We start from the raw sequence: 22,321 nt of genomic DNA, 5'->3' as shown, positions 1-22,321 counted from the left end.
ACCTTTCCCTTGCTAAACGGAGGCATCCTCCGTATACATATCCCACGGGGCCAGGCAAGCGCCCCGCTCCGACCATACGGACTTATCCGCCGGGGCGCGAGAGCCCGGGCCATCAGAACATTGCAAAGCCAAGGGGGGCATATGTCACTCTCCATCAGCCTGTCCATCAACGGGGCAGCGCGCGACATCGTGCTCGACGATGTCCGCGTGACCCTTCTCGACCTTTTGCGCGAACGTCTGGCGCTGCCCGGCACCAAGAAGGGCTGCGACCGTGGCCAGTGCGGGGCCTGTACCGTACTGGTGAACGGCCAGCGGGTGAATTCCTGCCTGACCCTGGCCGCAACGCTGGACGGCGCAACCGTCACCACCATCGAAGGCCTGGCACAGGGCGACCGGCTGCATCCCGTCCAGCAGGCGTTCCTGGAGCATGACGGGTTCCAGTGCGGCTATTGCACCCCGGGCCAGATCATGAGCGCGGTAGGCCTGATTGCCGAAGGCCACGCCGGCGACGATGCCGACCGGATCCGCGAGGGGATGAGCGGCAACCTCTGCCGCTGTTCCGCCTATCGCGGCATCACCGAAGCGGTGCAGGACGCCACCCGCCGCATGACCGCTCAAGCGGCGGAGGACGCGGCATGAGACCTTTCGACTTCGTGCGACCCACTTCTGTGGACGAGGCGCTGGCGGCCTGGGAAGACGGCGCGGCCTGGCTGGGCGGCGGCACCAACCTTGTCGACCTGATGAAGACCGGCGCCGTGGCGCCGACGCGTCTGATCGACCTGTCCCGCCTGCCGGGTATGCGCGGGATCGAGGTGCTGGCCGATGGCAGCACCCGCATCGGCGCGCTGGTCGGTAATTCGGAACTGGCGAACGACCCGGACTTCGCCGGAAACTTCCCCATGGTGGCAGAGGCGATCCTGTCCGGCGCTTCCGGTCAGATCCGGAACGCCGCGACGGTGGCGGGCAACGTCATGCAGCACCCGCGCGAAGCCTGGTTTCACGGGCCCGCCTCCGACCCGTTGGCCGGCGACACCGGCAAGCTGGCCGTTCTGGGCACGGATGGCGCACCGGCCGCGGTGAACCCGTCGGATTTCTGCGTTCCGCTGGTCGCCCTTGGAGCGGTGGTGGAGATCGTTGGCCCCGATGGCACCCGGGACATCCCGGTGGCGGACCTTCACCGGATGCCCACTGCAGACGACCCTCGCCACACCACCCTGACCCCGGGCGAGTTGATCCTGGCCCTGCGCCTGCCGCCGGAAGCCGCCGGTTTCGCCGCCCATTCTCGGTATCTCAAGGTCCGCGACCGGACGTCCTTTGCCTTTGCGCTGACCTCTGCCGCCGCTTGCATGCGGATCGAGGACGGCAAGATCGCCGAGGCGCGACTGACCCTTGGCGCGGTGGCCCCCCGCCCTTGGCGCGTGGCCGAAGCCGAGGATCTGCTGAAAGGCCAGACCCCGGGACCGGAGGTCTTTGCCACGGCCGCCGAACTTGCGCTGGACGGTGCCCGTGCCGTCGGCGGCAACGACTGGAAGATCGATCTGGCCCGCCGCACCGCCCTGCGCGCGCTGGACATGGCCGCGGCCGGAACCCCGGCCGAGATGCCCGCCCTGCCCGCCTCTGTCTTCGGGACCCAAAGGAAGGAGCCCGCACATGCCTGACACTCTGGACCGAACCATCCGCTTCGGATCGAATTCCGGACAGCCGATGACCCGCCGCGACGGCATCGCCAAGGTGACCGGTGCCGCCACCTTCACCGCCGACAACACGCCCGACAACGTGCTTCATGCCGTCTATGTCCCCGCCACCATCGCCCGCGGACGGGTGACCAGCCTGGACGTCGCGGCGGCCGAAGCTCATCCGGGCGTGACCCATGTCCTGACGCCCGCCAACCGCCCACACCTGCACGGCGACCCGGAAGCGAAACCCACCATGTTCTCGTTCCGGATCGAGGTGCTGCAGGACGACACCGTCCGCTATGCGGGCCAGCCCGTGGCCATGGTGCTGGGCGAGACGCTGGAAGCCGCGACCGAAGGCGCGCGGCTCCTGGCTCCGACCTACGAGATGGCGCCCCCCCGCGTGGACCTGGACAGGGCCGAACCCTATGACGTCGAGCCCGGCGGCTTCGGCCGGCCCACCGGCGCCAGCCATGGCGACATCGACGCAGGCCACAGGGCAGCGGTAAAATCCGTCGACGTGACCTATTCCACCGCGCCGCAATACCACAACGCGATGGAAACCCATGCCATCGTCGCGGCCTGGGACGGCGACAAGCTTCACCTGGACGTGCCGACACAGGCGCTGTCGATGTCCTGCGCGGCCTATGCGTCCTTCTTCGACATCCCGGTCGAGAATGTGACCATCAACAGCCCCTATCTTGGCGGCGGCTTCGGATCCAAGGCGGTCCCCATCGGCCCCAACATCCTGGCGATCCTGGCCGCGCGGATGACCGGCCGCCCCGTCAAGCTGATGCTGACGCGACAGCAGATGTTCGGTCCCACCGGGCACCGCGGCGCCACGCGCCAGCGGCTGCGGCTGGGGATCGACGAAGACGCCAGCCTGACGGTGATCGACCACGACTCGCTGTCCGAAACCTCCAGCTTCGACGACTTCCACGAACCGGCCGCCGGGGCCTCGCAGGGGCTTTATGCCGCCGGGGCGCTCAGGTCGGTCCACCGCGGCGCGCGGCTGGATATCGGCACGCCCGGCGCGATGCGGGCGCCGGGCGAGGCATCGGGCTCGGCCGCGCTGGAATGCGCGATGGACGAGATGGCCGAGGCCGCGGGCATGGACCCGCTGGAATTCCGCCTGAAGAACTATGCCGAGACGGAGCCGGGGACCGGCCGCCCCTATTCGTCGAAGGCGCTGCGCGACTGTTACCTTCAGGGGGCCGAACGCTTTGGCTGGGCCGGGCGGCCGCTGGCGCCGCGGCAGATGCGGGACGAAAACGGCCTGCTGACCGGCTGGGGCATGGGGACGGCGCTGTTTCCCTGCCCGATGTTCATGGCCGAGGCCCGCGCCACCCTGCGGGCGGACGGCAGCGCGCTGTTCGAAACCTCGGCCGTGGACATGGGCCAGGGCGCCCTGACCGCGCTGGCGCAGATCGCCGCCGACAGCCTGGGCCTGCCGGTGGACAACGTGGAGTTCCGCGCCGGCCATTCCAGCCTGCCGGATGGCGGCGTTGCCGGCGGGTCGGGCCACACCGCCACGGCCGGGGGCGCGCTTCATGCCGCCGGTTCGGACGTGATCCGGCAACTGGGAGAGATGGCGGCCGCCGATCCGGCCTCGCCGCTGCATGGGGCGGGCAATGCCAGCTTCGTGGCCCGGCACGGACGTCTTTACGTCGACGGCGACGACAGCCGGTCCGAACCCTTTGCCGACATTCTGTCGCGGGCCGGCGGGGCGGATCTGGTCGGCAGCGGCAGCGCCTCGCGCCCGCCGGAGACGGCGGCCCAATATGCGATGTATTCCCATGGCGCGGTCTTTGCCGAGGTGAAGGTCGATCCCGACCTGTGCCAGGTACAGGTGACGCGGCTGGTGGGCGCCTTCGCGGCGGGGCGGATCATCAACCCGAAACTGGCCGACAGCCAGCTTTTGGGCGGGCTGATCTGGGGCATCTCCTTCGCGCTGCATGAAGAGGCCCACCACGATCCGGTAACGGGCCGCATCGTGAATGCCGACTTCGCCGGCTATCACGTGCCGGTGAATGCCGATGTCCGCGGGCTGGAGGTGCTGACCGTCCACGAGGACGACCCCCATGTGAACCTCCTGGGCATCAAGGGCGTGGGCGAAATCGGCATCGTCGGCACAGTGGGCGCCATCGGCAACGCCATCTGGCATGCCACCGGCCACCGCATCCGCCGCTTCCCGATCCGGATCGAGGACCTGCTGAAGGCCTGAGCGCCCGCACCGAAATCGACGGCCCGGACCCCGCGCCCGGGCCGTTTGCGTCCTTGAAAGGCCAATCTGCGAACAAAAGCCCCTCACTTCCCCGTGCATCCGGCCTCCACGGCCCTATGGACCTTGATCGCGACTTCGCGCGTTCACACTTGCGAAAGCATTGTCCGGGCTTCCGGTCGAGATCTCGGGAACGACTGCATGCAAGACGATCCGGCACGTTCGGTTGACGGCCAGCGCGGCCTTCGCCACGTCCGTGAACTGGAAGGCCATCTGGCCTGGCTCGACAGCTTTTCCGGTGCCGCCCTTGGCGTGCTGGCGGCGGCGTCGGGCATCTATACCTATCTGGGCGTCTCGGGGCTCCTGGACGATACCGGCGCCTTCGCCTTCTTTGCCGCCGCGGCCTATTCTATCGCCGTGTCTGTCGGGATCTTCGTCTTCTGGTCCTACATGATGCGCCTTCTGCCGGCGATGCAGACGGCGGCGTCTAAGCTGAAGCTGGCCGGCGCGATGATCCTGGGTTGTTGTGCCATCGTCGCCATGTCGTCCTGGCTGAATGCCGCGGCGCTGGCGGGGGCCGCCGCCGTGGAACAGCACCTGGCATCGACCGTACAGGATTACCAGAAGTCGCTGGAACAGGCCCATGACACGGCGATCACCGCGCAGGCGCTGGAACGCGACGTGGCGCGCGTCCGGCAATCGTTCGAGGACCTGTCCAGCCAGGAGGCGGACGGTAACTTGTCGGGCCTGTCGGGCCGCGGCGCGGTGTTCCGGGTGCTGACCCAGAAGGCGTCCGAACTGTCGGCGCTGGAAACCCAGATCGCGGCGCAAGGCCCCCTGATCGATGCCGCCTTCGATGAAGGCAACGCGCTTCTGTCCCGGATGCGGTCCCTGACGGTGGAGCCCGGTCCGGTCGAGGCGCGCAGCGTGGCCTTCAGCGAGGATGCCGTGCGCCTGGCCGGGCTGGTGGCGCAACTGCGCCAACTGTCCGTGGCACCGCTGGTGGAACGAGCCGCGGCGGATCTGTCGGCCTCGGTCGTGCTGCCGGAACTCGACGGGCGCACGCCCGGCAGCCAGCTGACCCAGCAGCAGACCATCACCTCGGTCATGGAGGTGCTGCAACTGCGCGCGGATTCACTGGCGCAGGCGGCGGACGAGGTTCTGTCGCGCCCCGCCCCGGACGACGTCGTCTATACCCCCGTTTCGGCCGCCGACGCGGTCATCATCTACGCCCGGAACTTCGTGCCCTCCTGGGCCGGGGCCATCGCCATCGACCTGCTGCCGGCGGTGCTGGTCCTGATCCTGATGGTCACCCATTCCGCCATCCGCGCCGGCCGGGGCCAAGCCGCCCCCGTCGACGCGCTGAGCCTGGGCGAGCTGCGCGCCGCCCTGCGGGCCATGCACGATATCGAACAGGAACTGGGCGCACGCACCGGCACCCCCCGAACCGATGCGCCCGAAGCTGGACCTTTGCCCAGCCGGGATGACGCCAAAGGCACTGTACAAGGTACAGACCAAGGGACTGGCCAGGGCAACGGGCCGGACCACAAGAACGGCGGCACCGCCGCGCCATGAGCGACGCGACCGAAGTGCCCGCCGCCCGTTCGGCGCGGTCGATCCGGCGGGTCATCCTGGGCGTCCTTTGGCTGCAGGTGGCGATCGCGCTGTACCTTGCAGGCTCGGATATCGGCGCGCGGCTGGACGGGCTGGCGAGCGGATGGCGCCCCTCGGCCGCGCCGTCGATCCGGGAACCCGTGGCCCCCGGCGACCAGACCCGGCGTTATCGCCCCGCGGACATGGGGCCGCAGCCGTCCGACCCGTCCCGGCGCGTGGCCTTCCCGGGCGGCGACAGCCTGCCCCCGCGGCTGGCCTTCGAGGAAGCGGACGGCACCGCCTTCCTGAAGGGCACTATCGCGCCCGGCGATGCCGCCCGGTTCGGTGAATGGCTGGCGGACCGGCCCGACCTGACCGCGGTACGCCTGATGTCCCCCGGCGGATCGGTACAGGATGCGCTGCAGATCGGCCGCGCGATCCGCAGCGCCGGGCTGGAAACGGCGATGCTGGCCGGCGACATCTGCTATTCCGCCTGTCCCTATGTTCTGGCGGGCGGCGTGCGGCGGCAGGTCGACGACGGCGCCTCGGTCGGCGTGCATCAGCACTATTTCGGCGAAAGCACGGTGCTGCCGGCCTTTGTCGCGGTGGAAAAGATCCAGCAGGGCCAGGCCCGGGTCGTGGCCTATCTGGACGAGATGGGCATCGACCTGCGCCTGACCGAACACGCGCTGGCGACCCCACCGGACGAAATCTATGTGCTGATACCCAAGGAACTGCGCGACTATCGCCTTGTCACCCCAGCCGAAAACCAGGCTGCGGTGGACGAAAGCTGAGCCGCGCGCCTTGAACCCGGCGCAACGGAGCCTTCAGCCCTCCGGCCCGGCCAGCCGGGCGGCAATCATCGTCGCCAGTGCCCCGCCCAACAGCCGGGCAGGACACTGCGGTCGGTCAGCGGCGCGAAGCGCAGCGTTCCGGCCAGCAGTTTCGCCAGCGCGCCCAGGCGCGAAGTGATGGCCATCAGCCACCCCTGACCCGGCACCTGATCTTTCGTGGATTTGGCACCGATGGCGCAGGACGCATGGGTCCTGAGCCTAGTCCGCCGACACCTCGTCCTGCGCGACAAGTGCCAGAAGGTCGCCGCGTTTCACCATACCGCGGTTGCAATGGGCCAGAACGAAACCGTCCGCAGGGAAGGTGACCGGGACCGACGCGCGCGCCGGCTCCTGCGGGAAGAAGAACCGTCCCGCCATCTGGCCGACCGTCACGTCCTGCCCCGCCGAGACATGGCGGTCGAACATCCCGTCCGACGGGGCATAGAGGGAATGGAACGGCGACGCGATCTCGATGGACCGGGGCGTGTCGTGCATCAGGGGGGCGTCGTCGAGACAGCCAAGATGGCGCAGTCCGTTCCAAAGGCCCGCCTCGGTCGCGTCGGCGATCGCGGGATCGACCCCGCCGCAGCCGCCCAGTTCGGCGGCGATCATCGGCACGCCCACCCGGGCGGCGGCGCTGTTGACCGACCGGTTGTCATTGTGTTGGCCCAGCCGCCACATCAGCGGCAACCCGAAGGCGCGGGCCAGGGCGTCGTTGGCCGCCGTCAGGGCCGGATCGTCCGTCCGCGTCGACAGCGAACAGGGCGCGAAGAACGACGCCTTGCCCCCCGAATGCAGGTCGAAGACGGCATCGGCCATGGGCAGAAGCTCCGTCTCCAGGAAATCCGCGATCATCGCCGTGGGGCCACCGTCCGGGTCGCCCGGGAAGGCCCGGTTCAGGTTGGCCCCGTCCAGCGGCGACACGCGGGAAGACCCGAAGAAGGCAGGGGCATTCAGCGCAGGCAGGATCACCACCTGCCCGGCCAGCCGGGCCGGATCCAGCGACTCGGCCACGCGCATCATCGCGGCAGGGCCTTCGAATTCGTCACCATGGGTGCCGCCGATGATCAGGACCGTGGGGCCCGTCCCCCCGCGGATGCTGATCACGGGCACCGGGTAATACCCAAGCGGCGTCGCGTTGTCCGACCAGCGCAACATGATATCGCCGACCTGCCGGCCTGCAGCCGCAAGGTCGATCGTCATCTTCAGCCTGCTTTGCACCATCCCGCCCCGCCTGCGCACGTTGACCCGCAAGCGGATTGTTAACATAGTTTTTTCTGAAGTAAACGGCAGCGAATATTCACGGATGTGATAGATCCAGCATGCCCAGGTCGGGAGAGAACACCGTGACCATAGCCCTTGCGAAGCCCGGGATCGACAGGATCCGGCCACACATGATCGGCCGCGGCGAAGAAGCCCAGACGCCCGCGACGATCCTGCTGAATTCCAACGAAAGCGCCTATGGCCCCAGCCCCCTGGCCCGGATTGCCGCCCGCGCGGCGGTGGACCGGATCGAGCGGTATCTGGAAGATCCGGACCGGCTTCTGGCGCCGGCCCTGGCTGACCGATTTGATCTGAACGGCGACCATATCGCCGTGGGACACGGGTCCGACGACCTGCTGGCGCGGCTGGCCCGCGCCTATCTGGGGCCGGGGACGGAACTGCTGCGCACCGCCAATGGCTATCTGAAGGTGCCGAACTATGCCCATGCCAACGATGCCGAGGTCGTTTCGGCCCCGGACGAGGATTTCAGGCCGTCCGTCGACAACATGATCGCCGCGGTCAGCGACCGCACCCGGATCGTCTATGTCGCCAATCCCGAAAACCCTGCCGGCATCCATCTGTCGGGCGCCGAGATCCGGCGGCTGCACGCCGCGCTGCCCGACCACGTGCTGCTGGTGCTGGATTGCGCCTACGAGGAATATGTCGACGCCCCCGATCACGAACCCGCGCATCGGCTGGTCCAGGAGGCGCCGAATGTCGTCATGGTCCGGACGTTTTCCAAGATCTTCGGGCTGGCCGGGGCACGGGTCGGCTGGATGTACGGTCCCGATGCGGTGGTCGATACCGTGCGCCGGATCGGCACCACCTTCCCGGTTGCGACCCCGTCTGTCGCGGCGGCCATCGCCGCGCTGAAACATCGCGAACACACCGACCTTGTCCGCGCCGAAACCGCCAGGTCCCGCCGCTGGTTGACCGGGGAGCTTCAGGCCCTTGGCCTGCAGGTCGTCCCCAGTCAGGCGAATTTCGTGCTGGTCCGCTTTCCCGATCCGGGCCGTTCCGCCGAAGCGGCGGATGCGGCGCTGCGCGCGCAAGGCATCGTGGTCCGGCGGCTGGCGGCGCCGGCCTATGCCGACTGCCTGCGCATCACGCTGGGCCTGCCGGTCGAACTGCAGGCCACCCGCGACGCCATCGCGGCCTTTCTGGCCGGGCAGGCCTGATCGCCGCCCTATCCGCTGACCGAGGCCCGGGCGATGTCGAGGAAGTCCCGGGCGACGGCCGACAGGGGCTTGTTCTTCGACCAGAACATGACAGCCCGGAAGGACAACGGCGCCTCGAAGGGCAGGGCCACACAGCCGGGCATGGTTTCCAGGTAACTCTTGCTGCAGCCCACGACGGACACGCCCAGACCGCGGGCCACCAGACGGCAGATCGCGTCCGTTGTCCGCGTCTCGTGCCGGGTGATCCGTTCGACCCCTTCGGCTTCGAAGAACTCGTCCACCTCGAACCGGAAGCGCGAAGACGAAACATAGGAGATGAAACTTTCCCCCGCCAGGTCCCTTGCCCGGATGATGTCCCGGTCCGCCAGCCGGTGACCCAGCGGCAGCACGCAGCAGACATCGTCGCGGCGCACGATCAGACGTTCGAAAGACGGGTTGGGCGGTTCGCTGGTGGTCAGGCCAAAGTCGAAATTCTGCGACACGCGCCATTCGACCGTGTCGTCGATGGCCTCGATCTCCAGCTGGACCAGGGTGTTCGGCCGTTTCGCCGCAAAGGCCGCGATCAGGTCGGGCGCCAGTTGCAGCGAACATGTGGGCGTGGTGACAAGGTTCAGCCGTGCGTGACCGTATTCGCCGATGGCCCGGGCGGTTTCCTTGATATGCTCCATCCCGCTGATGGCCTGCCGCACCTCGACCGCCAGCAGCCGTGCCTCTTCCGTGGGCACCAGAACCCGGCCGGACCGCTGGAAGAGCTGAAACCCCACCTCGGCCTCCAGGTCGGAAATCAGCCGGCTGACGGCAGGTTGCGATATCCCGAGCATCGTCGCCGCTTCGGTGACGGTCCCGGTCGACACGACGGTTCTGAAGGCATCAACCTGCCTGAACGTGATCTTCATCGCCCCCTCATCTGCAAATGCTGCATCTGCGCAATGTTTAAGCCATCCATAGTATTTCTGAAATCCGTATGCCCCATTTGATTGACAGCACTATACATCAATGCCGATAGTTTCAGCACCAAGTTCAGCGACCGGGAACCAGGGGGACACTTATGGAGCGGCAGGTCTGGGCATCCACGCCCCGTGACGAACGCCTGCCGGACCGGGCCCGGTTCGATCTGTCGGGCACGTCCCGCCGGACCTGGCAGGTCGCGCAGGCGGCGATCGTCTTCGCCGCCCTTGGCTACCTGATCTGGCGCGGAGCCGCGGCGATGGAATATCGCTGGCAGTGGTATCGGATCACGCCCTTCTTCTATCGCGTCATCGACGGGGAAATCATCTGGGGCCCGCTGGTCCGGGGCCTGATCATGACGCTGAAGCTGGCCGGTCTTGCCGCCGTCTTTGCGGTTCTGATCGGCTTTGTCACCGCCTTCGCGCGCATGTCCACGCTGATTTCGGCGCGGGTCATCTCGTCGGTCTACCTCGAAGCCATCCGCAACACGCCGTTGCTGGTGCAACTGTTCCTGTTCTACTTCGTGCTGTCGCCGATCTTTGGCATCGACCGGTTCTGGACCGGGGTCCTGTGCCTGGCCCTGTTCGAAGGATCCTTCGCCTGCGAGATCATCCGCGGCGGGATCCAGGGCGTCGACAAGGGCCAGTACGAGGCGGCGGACGCCATCGGCCTGAACGCCTTCGACAAGTTCCGCTTTGTCGTGGTGCCGCAATCGCTGCCGCTGATCCTGCCGCCGCTGACCGGGGTGCTGATTTCCCTGGTCAAGCATTCGGCCATCGTCAGCGTCATCGCCGTGGCCGAACTGACCACTGCCGGGCTGAACCTGATCGCCGACACGTTCATGGCGTTCGAGATCTGGTTCATCGTCGCCGGCATCTACCTTGTCATCACCGTCACCCTGTCGGTCTGCGTCAGCCTGTTCGAACGCCGCCTGAACAGGGGCCGGCGATAAGTGTTCATAAAAACCGAAGATCGTTCCAACAGGAGGGAAACAATGACGTTCGTGAAATCCGTCAAGGCCATGCTGTTCGCCGTCGTGGCCACCGCCGTGGCCGCAGTTGCCGTGCCGGCCGCCGCCGACAGCGTGGTCGACGACATCCAGAAGCGCGGCAAGCTGATCGTCGGCATGTCGACCTTCGTGCCCTGGGCCATGCGCGACAAGGATGGCAACCTGATGGGCTTTGAAGTCGAGGTCGCCAAGAAGGTGGCCGCGGACATGGGGGTCGAGGTCGAATTCGTCCCCACGGCGTGGAGCGGCATCATCCCCGCCCTGCTGGCCAAGAAGTTCGACATCATCATCGGCGGCATGTCGATCACGCCGCAGCGGAACCTGACGGTCAACTTCACCATCCCCTACGCCCATTCCGGTCAGCAGATGGCCGCGAATACCGAACTGGCGGGCGGCTTCACCTCGATGGACGAATACAACGATCCGAAAGTGACGATTTCCTGCCGTCGCGGCGCCACGCCCTGCAACTTCGCCCAGAAGCGGTTCCCCAAAGCCACGCTGCGCCAGTTCGACGACGATGCCCAGGCCTTTCAGGAGGTCGTGAACGGCAACGCCTATGCCACGATCTCGTCCGCGCCCAAGCCGCGGTTCTGGGCCGACGCCTATCCCGACAAGGTCTTCGTCGCCAACAATGGCGAGAACCTGTCCAAGGGGGACGAGGCCTTTGCCCTGCGCAAGGGCGACCCGGACGCGCTGAACTTCTTTTCCAACTGGATCCTGGTGAACATCTCGAACGGCTGGCTGCAGGAAACCCACGACTACTGGTTCAAGGACCAGTCCGCGTGGAAGGACATGGTCGCCCCGAACCAGTGACCCGACACAGACCAGAGCGCGGCACGCGCGCTCTGGCCCTTTCCACGAAAGACCCCGCATGAACCGCACCGACCCGCCGCCCGCGCCGCCAAGGAAGCGCCTGACCTTCGTCGACCTGATCCTGTTCGGCGCCGTGGCGGCCCTGGTCCTTTATGCGGTCTACAAGGTGAACGACGTCCTAGTCTATGACTGGAACTGGTCCCGCGTCCTGGGCTTCGTGATCCGCTGGGATCCGGAGACCGGCCACTGGGTCGCGAACCTGCTGCTGCTGGGCCTGTTCACCACGCTGCGCCTGGCCGTCTGGGGCACGATCCTGGCCACGGTGATCGGCGTCGTGATGGGCTTTTGCCGAACCAGCGACAACCTGACCCTGAAGATCCTGTCCCGCGGCTATGTCGAGCTGATCCGGAACATCCCGCCGGTCGTCTTCATCTTCATCTTCTTCTTCTTCGTCACCAGCCAGATCTTTCCGCTGCTGGGTGTCGACAACATCGACACCCACAGCCCCGCCGTCGACAACTCCGTCTTCCGCGTGCTCTTCGGCCGCCCAGAGCTGTTCGGGAACTTCCTGGCCGGCCTTCTGTGCCTTGCGATGTTCGAAGGCGCCTATGTGACTGAAATCGTCCGCGCCGGCATCCAGTCGATCCCCAAGGGCCAATGGGAGGCCGGGCAGGCCATCGGCCTGTCGCCGCTGAACGTCCTGCGCGACGTGATCCTGCCGCAGGCGCTGCGCAAGGTGTTGCCGCCGATGGCGGGTCAGTTCATCTCGCTGATCAAGGATTCGGCCATCGTCTCGCTGATTTCCATCCAGGAGCTGACGTTCCTGGCGACCGAGGTCGCATCGACCACCACCCGCGTGTTCGAGACATGGATCCTTGTCGGCGCCATGTACTTCGCCCTTTGCTACAGTTTTGCGCTGCTGTTCGGCTGGCTGGAACGCCGCGCCGCCCGCACCCGCCGATAGGAGCCTTCATGTCCGACGCAACCAACAGGCCGCTGGTCGAGATCGCGGGCCTATGCAAGTGGTACGGCGATTTCAGCGCGCTGTTCGACATCAACCTGACGGTCCACGAACGCGAAAAGGTGGTCGTTTGCGGGCCGTCGGGGTCCGGCAAATCGACAATGATCCGCTGCATCAACCAGCTGGAGGCACACCAGAAGGGCACGATCCGCGTCGACGGGACAGATGTCACTCCCGGCATGAAGGATATCGAGAAGATCCGCCGCGAGGTCGGCATGGTCTTTCAAAGCTTCAACCTGTTCCCGCACATGACCATCCTGGACAACCTGACGCTGGGTCCGATGCGGAACCGGGGGATGTCGAAGGCCCAGGCGCGCGAACTGGGGATGCACTATCTGGAACGGGTGCATATCGCCGAACAGGCCGCGAAGTTCCCGACACAGCTGTCGGGCGGCCAGCAACAGCGCGTCGCCATCGCGCGGGCCTTGTGCATGAAGCCCAAGGTGATGCTCTTCGACGAACCGACCTCGGCCCTGGACCCCGAGATGATCGCGGGCGTCCTAGACGTGATGATCGAGCTGGCCGAGGACGGCATGACGATGATCTGCGTCACGCACGAGATGGGATTTGCCCGCAAGGTGGCCGACCGCGTGGTCTTCATGGACGAGGGCGAAATCGTCGAGATCGCCGAGCCCGAGACATTCTTCAACGCCCCCAGGACCGACCGCGCGCAACTGTTCCTGAGCCAGTTGCTGGGGCACTGAAGGGGTACGCAGGTACATCGAATGTCCCGCCGGGCCGCAGGCCGGGCAGCGGGTGGAAGAAGCGGGACGTCCGGTGTCTCGACATGACGGATGGCGACAGTCCCCAGGGATGGTCGCGAAACGGCCGCTCCCGGGGTGGCGGGTCGATCGGTGCCCGGCGTGCCGCCGGGTGGGACTTCAGCTCCGAAGCGTGGCCGGCCTTACTCTGCCCGCTCCGCCTCCGCCCGCCTGGCGACCTTCTGGCGGAACCGCATCGCGCCCTTGTCCAGCCCGAGGTTCAGATAGGGTGTCACCCGCCCCGCCATGCCCTTCTGCACCTCTTCCAGGACTTCCTTGTCCTCGTTGAAGGCCATGGTCGCACCTTCGAACATCTTCCGGTCGATCTCTGCATCCCCCGCATGGCCGTTCCGGTGCTGGAACCAGAAATAGAGAGAGCTTTCGCCGTCCACCGGCGTGATGAAGTTGTACGAGATGTTGATGAAGGACTCTGCCGGCAGGGCTGCGTCGTCGCCGCCCTGCCCGGCCGGCGTATAGATCGACTTGTTGATCGCAGTGGACGGCACCCGGCATTCGTAGTGCTGCTTGCGGTCGCAATTGTCCCCGAAATCCATCAGTGCCTTGTAGTAGGGCGGCGCGGGTTGCGACGGGATCCAGCGATAGATCGTGACGTGATCGTCGCTTTCCTCCATTTCCAGCGGGCGATTGTCCGTCCCGGCCCCGGCGAATGACGTGACATGCACCCAGGCCACGTGGCTGGGGTCCAGCAGGTTGTCGGTGACGTACAGGTAGTTGCACGCGATGCTCAGCGCACCCAGCGCCGTCCGGCCCCAGGTCGGATCGTCGAAATGCGGAATGTCGATGATCGCGTCCCGGTCCGCCTTTGCCGCATCGCCCATCCAGATCCACAGAAAGCCCCAGCGATCCTCGACCGGGTAGGGCCGCACCACCGCGCGCCCGGGGATCGCGTCTTCCTGCGTCGGCGCCGCCACACAGGCGCCGGTGCAATCGAAGGTCAGCCCGTGATAGCCACAGACCACGGTGCTGCCCTTCACCTGCCCCTTTGACAGCGGCAGTTTGCGGTGCGGGCAGGCGTCTTCCAGTGCGATGGGTTCGCCCCCTGCCCCGCGGAAGATCACGACCTTCTCGCCCAGCAGCGTCATCGCCGACAGCGACGGCCCGAAATCCGCGCTGCGCCCGGCGACGTACCAGCAATTGCGGACAAAGACGTCCCCGCCGAGAAGATCATTCTGCATGGCATACCTCTGAAAACGAACGGAAAGCGGCCCCCGGCCGCGCCCCGGATCATTTTACTTCCAGTTGAAAAATTTCTCCAAGAGAAATCGCCGCCACGGGGCAGATGCCGTGACCAGACGGACCTGCCGCCCTCTCGGCACCTGGTTCCGGCTGCGGCAGTCCGGGCCCTACGCGCCCCGTCGCAGCGCGATCCGAACTTGGAGCCGGGCGCCTTGTGTGTTCAATTTGCCCCGGCAAGGCCGGCTGCGCCTCCCCCCCGACCGACAACAAACCTGGTGACGTCGACCGATGCGAATCCTGAAATTCCTGGCCGTGATCGTGATTGCCCTTGCCGTCGCCCTTGTCGGCCTGATGATCCTTTTCCCGTTGCCCTCCGAACATTTCGCCGCGCGCAGCCACCGGCTGCCGCCGGACCGGGACGGCCCGCTGGCACAGGCGATCCTTCCAACCACGGAACGTCATCCCGGCGAAACCGGGATCCGGCCGCTGGCGGACGGACGCGGCGCCTTCGCCGCCCGGGCGATACTGGCCCGCGAGGCGGTATCGTCCATCGATGCCCAGTACTACATTTGGCAGGACGACACGACGGGGCTGCTGCTGCTGGACGAATTGCGGGCGGCGGCCGCGCGCGGTGTGCGCGTCCGGCTTCTGGTCGATGACAACGGCATTCCCGGCCTCGACCCGCTGCTGGCCGAACTGGATGCGATGCCTTCGGCCGAAGTGCGCATCTTCAATCCCTTCGCCCTGCGAAATCCCAAGCTTCTGTCCTATGCCTTTGCCTTCAGCCGTCTGAATCGCCGGATGCATAACAAGTCGATGACGGTGGATGGCGTTGCCACGATCCTTGGCGGCCGGAACATCGGCGACATCTATTTCGGCTATGGCGAAGGCACGCATTACTTCGATGTCGACGTCATCGGCGTCGGCCCGATCGTGGGTGACGTCGCCGCCAGTTTCGACGCCTACTGGAACAGCGATGCGGTCTGGGCAGCCGACAAGTTGCTCACCCCGGCCGGAACACCGTCGATTGCCGCCCTCGCGGCCGAGGCGCGCGACACCGCCATCGGCGCAGGTTACCGGGATGCGATCCGGGACAGCCTTTTGATCAAGGCGATGGAATCCCGTGACCTGCAGTTCGAATGGGGCACCGCGGTTCTTTACGTCGACGATCCGCTGAAAGGGTTCGGCCAGGTCGCGGACGACCGGCTTGTCAACGAAGGGCTGCTGGCGCTGACGGCAGATGTGGACACTTCCCTCGATCTGGTCTCCGCCTATTTCATCCCGGGTGACCGCGGGACCGAGGTCCTGACCTCGCTGGCGCGACAGGGCGTCCGCGTCCGGGTCCTGACCAACGCGCTGGAGTCGACGGACGTGATGCCGGTGCATGCGGGCTATGTGGCCTATCGACAGGACCTCGTCGACAGCGGGGTCGAGCTTCTGGAACTTAGGTCCATGCGCGAGGAACATGTCGCCCGCAGCCTGCCGGAAATCCTGGCGGGATCGGCATCGGGGCTTCACGCCAAGGTCTTCGGCTTCGATGGAAAACGCGTTTTCGTCGGATCGTACAACCTGGACCCCAGGTCGGCACGACTGAACACCGAGATGGGGGTCCTGATCGACAGTCCGACCATGGCAGCCTCGCTCGCGGCCCAGCTCGATGCGCCCGGTTTTGCCTACAGGGTCGGACTGGACGACAAGGGCCACCTCGACTGGACCGAGACCTTGCCCGACGGCACCACCCGGACCTATGACGCCGATCCCCGCACCAGCCTGTTTCAGCGGCTCATGGTCCATGTCGTCGGCTGGCTACCTGTCGAATGGATGCTGTAGGTGCAGGATCGCAAGCGCCGCTGGGGCGCGCCTTCTGCCGCCGGAATGGCGGCGGGTGCCGTGGGACGGCCCGGCCGCGGCCGGGCCATCGCGCAATGAAGGCCGAAGAGGCAGTTCAACCGGTGGCAGACAGCCCCCGGCCATGCTAGCCTGCTCCGGCACGGCGACCCGGGCCGCAACGCCGCGGGCATGCGCGTTCTGCGATGATCCGGCTTTCGGGGCAGCACCGAAGGCCGGAACCCTTCGGCAGATCAGCTCCGGGACGCGGTGCAGGACGTGAAATTGGAACGGGCGGGCCAGTGCATTCTTTCGAAACAAACAAAGCGCGGGGCGCGGGCATCGATCCCAACGCCAAACCGAAACGCGAACCGTTCGGCCCCTTGATCCCATGACCAGTTTCAACGGCTTTTCCGGTCTGACCGGGGCGGCTCTGACCGCAACGCTTCTTCCCGCGGCGCTGTCCGCGCAGTCCCTTCCGATCAACGACATTCGCTTCTATGGGCATTTCACCCCGGCGATCGTGTCCTTCGGGGACGGCGAGAAACAGTATTCCAACGTCGCCGACAACTCCTATTCCGGGGGGCGCCTTGGGCTATGGCTGGACCTGCCGGCCGGAAACGGGAAACTGCGGTTCAACATCGAGACGTCGCTGGGCCTGCGCCAATCCGCGGCCATGTCGCAGGTCAACACGCCGCCGCTGATCGACCTGAACGCCGCGGCGCTGCGCAAGGTGGAACTTTTCCTCGACACCGACCGGATGGGCACCTTCGCCTTCGGACAGGGCAGCATGGCGACCGACGGCGTGACACAATCCGATCTGTCGGGCACGCAACTGGCCGCCTATGTCGGCATCACCGACACTGCCGGCGGATTTGCGTTCCGCGACGCAAGCGGCGCGCTGTCCAATGTCACCATTGCGAATGCCTATCCGACCTTCGACGGCGGCCGCGCGCCGCGGGTCCGCTGGGACAGCCCGGAACTGGCGCTGAACCAGCTTGGCTATTTCCGCGTGGCCGTGGCCGCTGGTCTCGACATAACCTACGACAACGTGGTCCTGAACGATTCACTGGCCGACGCGGCGCTGTTCTATCGCAATACGCTGGGCGACTTCGAGGTGAAGACCTCGCTGGGGACGTCGCTGGCCGACATCACCTCCGCCACGGCGGGACAGCTGGCCGGGTCTTTCAGCCTGCTGCACAACCCGTCGGGGCTAAACCTGACCGCCGCATACGGTGCCCGTGCGAACGAGGGACATTACCTTTATTCCAAGATCGGCCTGACGCGACGGTGGTCCGACTGGGGCGATACCGCATTGTCGGTCGACCTTTACCGCGGCGTGGATACGGTCGAGGACGGGTCCGAGGCGATGTCCTATGGGCTGGGGATCGTGCAGGACATCGACCAACTGAACCTGCAGTTCTACCTGGGCCTGCGCAACTACGATTACACCGGCGGGGGACAGTCCTACCAGACGGCATCGTCGGTGCTGTTCGGCACCAAATGGGTCTTCCGCAAACTCGAAGCGATCAAGCTGCCCGACGACTGGCAGGACACGGACTGGAGCGGAGCCGACGAGTGACCCGCCGGGCAGGCGCCCACATGCACCAGCCGGGATGAAGGACCCCGCATGTCGTCCGGCCGCAGAGAGGCCGGACAGCGTGGCATTGTTGCCCTTCGTAACGGGCCGCGACGGGAGACGGGCCGCTATGGCAAAGGCAGGTCCAGGACGATCCGTTCGCTGGCGCAGCCGGACACGCAGGGCGTCAGGAACTCGCCACGTTCCCCTTGCGGCATGATCAGATCGCGATGGACCGGCGTCCCAGACAGATAGCGGGTCTTGCAATCCAGGCAGACCCCCGCCTCGCACGAGGACGGAACTTCGACCCCAGCCTCGCGCAGGGCTTCCAACATCGTCTGCGCCGCGCCGACGCGGATGACCTCGCCGCTGCGCGCCAGTTCGACCTCGTAGGCGGTCTGCCCGGCCAGGATCGCCGCACCGAAGCGTTCCATGTGCAGCCTGTCGCCAAGGCCTTCCCCCGCCGCCTGCGCCGCGTCCAGCATCCGTTCCGGGCCGCAGACATAAAGGTGGTCGTCGGGCCCCAGCGTGGCAACCAGTTCGGCCAGGTCCAGCCGGGTGCCGGCATCGCTGAAATGAAGGTGAAGCCGGTCCGGCGGAACGCCATCCAGCAGGTCGGCCAGCCCGTGCCGCGCCACGCTGCCGTTGCAGACATGCAGCGCGAAGTCCCGGCCTTCCGCCAGCAGCGCGGGCAGCATCGACAGGAAGGGCGTCAGACCGATGCCGCCGGCCACCATGACAACGCGACCTTCGTCCGCCATGGGAAAGTGGTTGCGCGGCAGGGACAACATCACCTCGTCCCCGACCGCCAGGCCGTCGTGCACCTCGCGCGAGCCGCCGCGCCCGGCCTCGTCCCGTGCAACGGCTATGACATAGCGGTTAGATACGGCCGGATCGCCCACCAGTGAATATTGCCGGATCCGGCCGCTGGGCAGGTGCAGGTCGATATGGGCACCGGCGGTAAAGGGCGGCAGGTCCCAGTCGTCCCGGTCGGCAAGCTCGATCAGGCGGATGTCGCCCGGCAGGTCGGTAAGGGTGCGGATGACCGCGCTGACGCGGTGTATCGGTTTGGGCATGGTCTCACTCCGGTCTGATCGTGTCGCCAAGGGCCACCTCGCCGCCTTCCAGGATGCGGGCATGCAGGCCCGAACGGTGCAGCAGGATGGTGAAGATCTCCTGTCCGGTGATCTGCTCGATATGGCGGCAGGGGGTCGACAGGCGCGTGCCTTCCAGCAGCACCGGCCCAATCCGGAACCGCTGTCCCACCAGGTGGTTCAGCGGCACGTCCCGCACGGTGACATTGCGCCGGTGCTCGGCCGGCAGCAGCGTCACCTTGTGATCGCGCTGAAGCGCTTCCAGCGTCTCGATCTCGAACAGGGTCACCTGGCGGCCTTCCTCGGGCCGGTCGGAATAGAACCCGTCGCCGGTGGAATAGCGGTCGCCGGTGATGCCGCGGCCCGCGACCAGCTCGATCCTGTCCATGCTGCGCATCGGCAGGAAGGACCGGGGCACAATGTGCAGATGTTCGACTGTTCCTGTCCAGGTTGCCATCACAGCGCCTCCTTCAGGCCGGGCATGGAAATATAGCCGGGCAGGGACCGGATCCGGTCCAGCCAGGCCAGCACGTTGGGGCAATCGGCCAGCGGCAGTTGGCCCTGTTCCGAAAGGCCGACATAAGGAAAGACCGCCAGATCCGCGATGGTCGGCCGGCCCAGGCACAGCCAGTCGCGATACGTCAGCAGCCGGTCCAGAAGCGCCAGCACCTTGCGGCCCACGGCCTGTGCACGCTCGATGTCGATATTCTCGTGCGGGTCAAGGAAATGCAGCCGCGACATCTGCGGGCCGTTGGACACTTCCTTGGCAGCAAAGGACAGCCATTCCATGATCGTGCCCATCCCTTCGGGCGTGCCATCGATCCAGTCGGGCGCATATTTCAGGGCGATGTAGACCAGGATCGCCTGGCTGTCCTGCACGACGTAATCGCCGTCCTTCAGGACCGGGATCTGCTGCATCGGGTTCAACCGGAAAAACTCTTCGGTGCGGGTTTCGCCCTCCAGAACCCGCGTGTTCTTCAGGGTCAGCTTGATGCCCGTCATCGCGCACAGCAGGCGCACCTTGTAGCAATTGCCGGACAGCGGGAAATCGTAAAGAAGTAGATCGGGCATGGGGTCCTACTTGAAGATATCGTTCAGGTTCTGGGATGTGTCGCCCGAAGCCGGGGCCCCGAAATCGGAAGACCGGGTGCCGAAGTCGACGGCGTTTTCGGCACCGGGGACAAAATCGGGCGTGGGCGGAGAGATCAGTTCCGGGAATGCGATCAAGAGACCCATCACCACCACGTTGATCGCGATGAACCCCAGCGCGCCGTAATAGATCGCCTCGTTCGACAGCCGGTTCGGGCCATTGGTCGTGGTGACGGACCGCAGGTAGAACAGCGCGAAGCCGAAGGGTGGCGTCAGGAACGAGGTCTGCAGGTTGATCGAGATGATCAGCGCGAACCACAGGGGATCGATGTCCAGCGCATAGGCCGTGGGCAGCAACAGCGGGATGACGATGAAGGCGATCTCGAAGAAGTCGAGGAAACAGCCCAGGACGAAGATCAGGATCATCGTGATGACGATGAACCCCGTCCGCCCCCCGGGCAGCGAGGTCAGCTCCCTGTGCAGCCATTCGTCGCCGCCCAGCCCGTAGAAAGTCAGGCTGAACATCTTGGCGCCAATCAGGATGAAGAAGACGAAGACCGTCAGCCTTGCCGTGCGTTCCACGGTCTGGGTCAGGTCCGCCTTCGACATCCGCCCCCGGACCAGCGCCAGAAGCAGCGCGCCGGTGGCTCCCAATGCGCCGCTTTCGGTGGGCGTCGCCACGCCCAGAAAGATCGTGCCCAGCACCAGGAAGATCAGGCCCAGCGTCGGCACGATGGCCAGGACCGCCTGCCGGGCGAAGTTGCTGGTGGCAGGGCGCGGCCTGATACCGTCGAGCCAGGCCAGAAGGAGGGACGTCACGCCACCGGCAGCAATGGCGGCAATGGTGCGCGGGCCGGAGTCCATGTTGGTGAAGACCAGGTGGCCGGCCAGCCCGACCGCTATGCCCGGCAGGGCCAGCAGGACGAAAGACAGGTAGTCATGCCGCGCCGGCGCCGCCTCGGCCGAGGCGGGCACCATCTTGGGGAACAGAACCGACAGGACCAGGATCGCCAGCAGGTAGGCCCCGATCAGCAGGGCCGAAGGCACCAGCGCGCCGCGATAGATCTCGCCCACCGGGACCATGACCTGATCCGCCATGACGATCAGCACCAGCGACGGCGGCACGATCTGGGACAGGGTCCCGGATGCGGTGATCACCCCTGCCGCCAGGTGCGGGTGATACCCGCTGCGCAGCATGATCGGCAGCGCGATCAGCCCCATCGTCATGACCGAGGCCGAAACGACCCCGGTCGTGGCCGCCAGGAGCGCGCCGACCAGGATCACGGCGTAACACAGCCCGCCGCGCAGGCTGCCGAACAGGCGGGCGACGGTGGCCAGCAGTTCCTCGGCGATGCCGGTCTTTTCGAAGATCGCCCCCATGAGGGTGAAGAAGGGCACGGCCAGCAGCACGTCGTTGCTGACGATGCCGAAGATCCGGTCGGGCTGGGCCTGCAGAAGCGGCCAGGCCAGCGAGATATCGCCCGGCGCCAACCCCGAGAGCGCCGTGCCCAGGGCAAAGAAGGCCAGCCCGCCCGCCGCCAGCGTGAAGGCGACCGGGAAGCCGAGCAGAAGCAGCAGCATGATGGAGAAGAACATCAGCGGCGCAAGGTTCTGGGCGATTAGATGCAGCACGTTTTGGATCCGCTATCCGTCCGTTTTCATCATCGGTTCATTCCCGTTCATTCCGGGTCGGCTCATTCCGGGGGCAGGTCGTTCTGGTCCGTCGGGGCCGGGGCCGCGCCGCCGTTCAGCAGGCGCACCAGCGTGGCGAGCGACTGCAGACACAGCAGAAGGAACCCCGCCGCGATCACCCCCCGCATCGGCCAGACAAGCAGGCCGCCGGTGTTGATCGAAGTTTCGTTCTGCGCGAAGGATCGCGCGAAATACGGCCAACAGAGCCAAAGCATCAGCCCCGCGAAGGGCAACAGCATCAGCAGGTGGCCCAGGATCTCGATCCGCCGCCTGAGCTGCGCAGAGAAGCGCGACGACAGCAGCTCGATCCGGATATGGGCGTTGTCCTGCAGCACCCAGGCGGCGCCCAGCATCACCGAGATGCCGACCAGATACCATTGTGCCTCCAGCATCGCGTTCGAGCTGACGGCGAAAACTTTCCGCATCAGGGCATTGCCCGCGCTCAGCAGGGCCGCGGCAAGGACCAGCCAGGCCGAGACCCGGCCGATCCCCCGGGTGACCCGGTCGACAATGTCGGCAAACCGCACCTT

20 protein-coding genes are annotated in these 22,321 nt (G+C 66.3%); 12 read left to right on the top strand and 8 right to left on the bottom strand.

Translation table 11 applies throughout. From position 1 onward, the window contains the following. Positions 1-141 precede the first annotated feature (141 nt). The 5 genes from FQK05_RS19850 (at position 142) to FQK05_RS19830 (ending at position 6,281) form a co-directional block, all read left to right on the top strand. Positions 142-639, top strand: a complete 498-nt coding sequence (locus tag FQK05_RS19850; RefSeq protein ID WP_158970136.1) for a (2Fe-2S)-binding protein — start codon at positions 142-144, stop codon at positions 637-639. Further along, positions 636-1,658 carry an FAD binding domain-containing protein gene (locus FQK05_RS19845; protein WP_158970134.1) on the top strand — a complete coding sequence of 341 codons (1,023 nt, stop codon included), beginning with the start codon at positions 636-638 and terminating at the stop codon, positions 1,656-1,658. The genes FQK05_RS19850 and FQK05_RS19845 overlap by 4 nt, the downstream gene beginning before the upstream one ends. After that, the gene (locus FQK05_RS19840) at positions 1,651-3,897 is read left to right on the top strand and encodes a xanthine dehydrogenase family protein molybdopterin-binding subunit (protein WP_158970132.1); all 2,247 of its coding nucleotides are present in this window, start codon (positions 1,651-1,653) and stop codon (positions 3,895-3,897) included. Before FQK05_RS19845 ends, FQK05_RS19840 begins: the two co-directional genes overlap by 8 nt. 198 nt (positions 3,898-4,095) lie before the next feature. Then, on the top strand, positions 4,096-5,469 hold the full coding sequence (locus tag FQK05_RS19835; RefSeq protein WP_233270592.1) for a hypothetical protein: 1,374 nt from the start codon (positions 4,096-4,098) through the stop codon (positions 5,467-5,469). Next, positions 5,466-6,281 carry a COG3904 family protein gene (locus tag FQK05_RS19830; protein ID WP_158970130.1) on the top strand — a complete coding sequence of 272 codons (816 nt, stop codon included), beginning with the start codon at positions 5,466-5,468 and terminating at the stop codon, positions 6,279-6,281. The genes FQK05_RS19835 and FQK05_RS19830 overlap by 4 nt, the downstream gene beginning before the upstream one ends. A 258-nt stretch (positions 6,282-6,539) precedes the next feature. Here FQK05_RS19830 and FQK05_RS19825 read toward each other — a convergent pair whose 3' ends face one another. Next, positions 6,540-7,523 (bottom strand): succinylglutamate desuccinylase/aspartoacylase family protein, encoded by a 984-nt coding sequence (locus FQK05_RS19825; RefSeq protein WP_233270591.1) that lies wholly within the window; start codon positions 7,521-7,523, stop codon positions 6,540-6,542. A 143-nt stretch (positions 7,524-7,666) separates the two neighbouring features. Here FQK05_RS19825 and FQK05_RS19820 point away from each other — a divergent pair, with 143 nt between their 5' ends. After that, positions 7,667-8,761, top strand: a complete 1,095-nt coding sequence (locus tag FQK05_RS19820; RefSeq protein ID WP_233270590.1) for a pyridoxal phosphate-dependent aminotransferase — start codon at positions 7,667-7,669, stop codon at positions 8,759-8,761. Between the two features lie 8 nt (positions 8,762-8,769). Here FQK05_RS19820 and FQK05_RS19815 read toward each other — a convergent pair whose 3' ends face one another. Further along, positions 8,770-9,657: a LysR family transcriptional regulator gene (locus FQK05_RS19815; RefSeq protein ID WP_158970126.1), complete on the bottom strand. Its 888-nt coding sequence runs from the start codon at positions 9,655-9,657 to the stop codon at positions 8,770-8,772. A 152-nt stretch (positions 9,658-9,809) separates the two neighbouring features. Here FQK05_RS19815 and FQK05_RS19810 point away from each other — a divergent pair, with 152 nt between their 5' ends. From FQK05_RS19810 to FQK05_RS19795, 4 genes are read left to right on the top strand one after another with little or no spacing between them, the layout of a single operon-like run. Then, positions 9,810-10,661 carry an amino acid ABC transporter permease gene (locus FQK05_RS19810; protein WP_158970124.1) on the top strand — a complete coding sequence of 284 codons (852 nt, stop codon included), beginning with the start codon at positions 9,810-9,812 and terminating at the stop codon, positions 10,659-10,661. A 42-nt stretch (positions 10,662-10,703) separates the two neighbouring features. Next, positions 10,704-11,531: a transporter substrate-binding domain-containing protein gene (locus FQK05_RS19805; protein ID WP_158970122.1), complete on the top strand. Its 828-nt coding sequence runs from the start codon at positions 10,704-10,706 to the stop codon at positions 11,529-11,531. Between the two features lie 58 nt (positions 11,532-11,589). Then, complete coding sequence (locus FQK05_RS19800) at positions 11,590-12,495, top strand: amino acid ABC transporter permease (protein WP_158970120.1); 906 nt, start codon at positions 11,590-11,592, stop codon at positions 12,493-12,495. A gap of 8 nt (positions 12,496-12,503) precedes the next feature. Then, positions 12,504-13,256: an amino acid ABC transporter ATP-binding protein gene (locus FQK05_RS19795; RefSeq protein WP_158970118.1), complete on the top strand. Its 753-nt coding sequence runs from the start codon at positions 12,504-12,506 to the stop codon at positions 13,254-13,256. Positions 13,257-13,456: 200 nt separating this feature from the next. Here the strand turns inward: FQK05_RS19795 and FQK05_RS19790 are convergent, their stop codons facing one another. Next, a complete protein-coding gene (locus tag FQK05_RS19790) occupies positions 13,457-14,509 on the bottom strand; it encodes an aromatic ring-hydroxylating dioxygenase subunit alpha (RefSeq protein ID WP_158970116.1) in 1,053 nt (350 codons plus the stop codon). A gap of 289 nt (positions 14,510-14,798) precedes the next feature. Between FQK05_RS19790 and FQK05_RS19785 the strand changes: the two genes are divergently transcribed. Both FQK05_RS19785 and FQK05_RS19780 read left to right on the top strand, forming a co-directional pair. Next, the gene (locus FQK05_RS19785) at positions 14,799-16,340 is read left to right on the top strand and encodes a phospholipase D family protein (protein ID WP_158970114.1); all 1,542 of its coding nucleotides are present in this window, start codon (positions 14,799-14,801) and stop codon (positions 16,338-16,340) included. Between the two features lie 388 nt (positions 16,341-16,728). Continuing rightward, complete coding sequence (locus FQK05_RS19780; protein ID WP_158970112.1) at positions 16,729-17,919, top strand: porin; 1,191 nt, start codon at positions 16,729-16,731, stop codon at positions 17,917-17,919. Positions 17,920-18,044: 125 nt separating this feature from the next. Here the strand turns inward: FQK05_RS19780 and FQK05_RS19775 are convergent, their stop codons facing one another. From FQK05_RS19775 to FQK05_RS19755, 5 genes are all read right to left on the bottom strand, one after another. After that, positions 18,045-18,992, bottom strand: a complete 948-nt coding sequence (locus FQK05_RS19775) for a PDR/VanB family oxidoreductase (RefSeq protein ID WP_158970110.1) — start codon at positions 18,990-18,992, stop codon at positions 18,045-18,047. 4 nt (positions 18,993-18,996) lie between these two features. Continuing rightward, positions 18,997-19,467 (bottom strand): MOSC domain-containing protein, encoded by a 471-nt coding sequence (locus FQK05_RS19770; RefSeq protein ID WP_158970108.1) that lies wholly within the window; start codon positions 19,465-19,467, stop codon positions 18,997-18,999. Then, positions 19,467-20,081 (bottom strand): glutathione S-transferase family protein, encoded by a 615-nt coding sequence (locus tag FQK05_RS19765; RefSeq protein WP_158970106.1) that lies wholly within the window; start codon positions 20,079-20,081, stop codon positions 19,467-19,469. The genes FQK05_RS19770 and FQK05_RS19765 overlap by 1 nt, the downstream gene beginning before the upstream one ends. Positions 20,082-20,087: 6 nt before the next feature. Beyond that, complete coding sequence (locus FQK05_RS19760; protein WP_158970104.1) at positions 20,088-21,731, bottom strand: TRAP transporter large permease; 1,644 nt, start codon at positions 21,729-21,731, stop codon at positions 20,088-20,090. 62 nt (positions 21,732-21,793) lie between these two features. Further along, complete coding sequence (locus FQK05_RS19755) at positions 21,794-22,318, bottom strand: TRAP transporter small permease subunit (protein ID WP_158970102.1); 525 nt, start codon at positions 22,316-22,318, stop codon at positions 21,794-21,796. Positions 22,319-22,321: the final 3 nt, after the last annotated feature.

Origin of the sequence: Chachezhania sediminis (assembly GCF_009765275.1) — a bacterium.
Taxonomy (GTDB): domain Bacteria; phylum Pseudomonadota; class Alphaproteobacteria; order Rhodobacterales; family Rhodobacteraceae; genus Chachezhania; species Chachezhania sediminis.
Note: the sequence above shows the minus strand (reverse complement) of the source record. Positions and strands in the feature narration are given on the sequence as shown.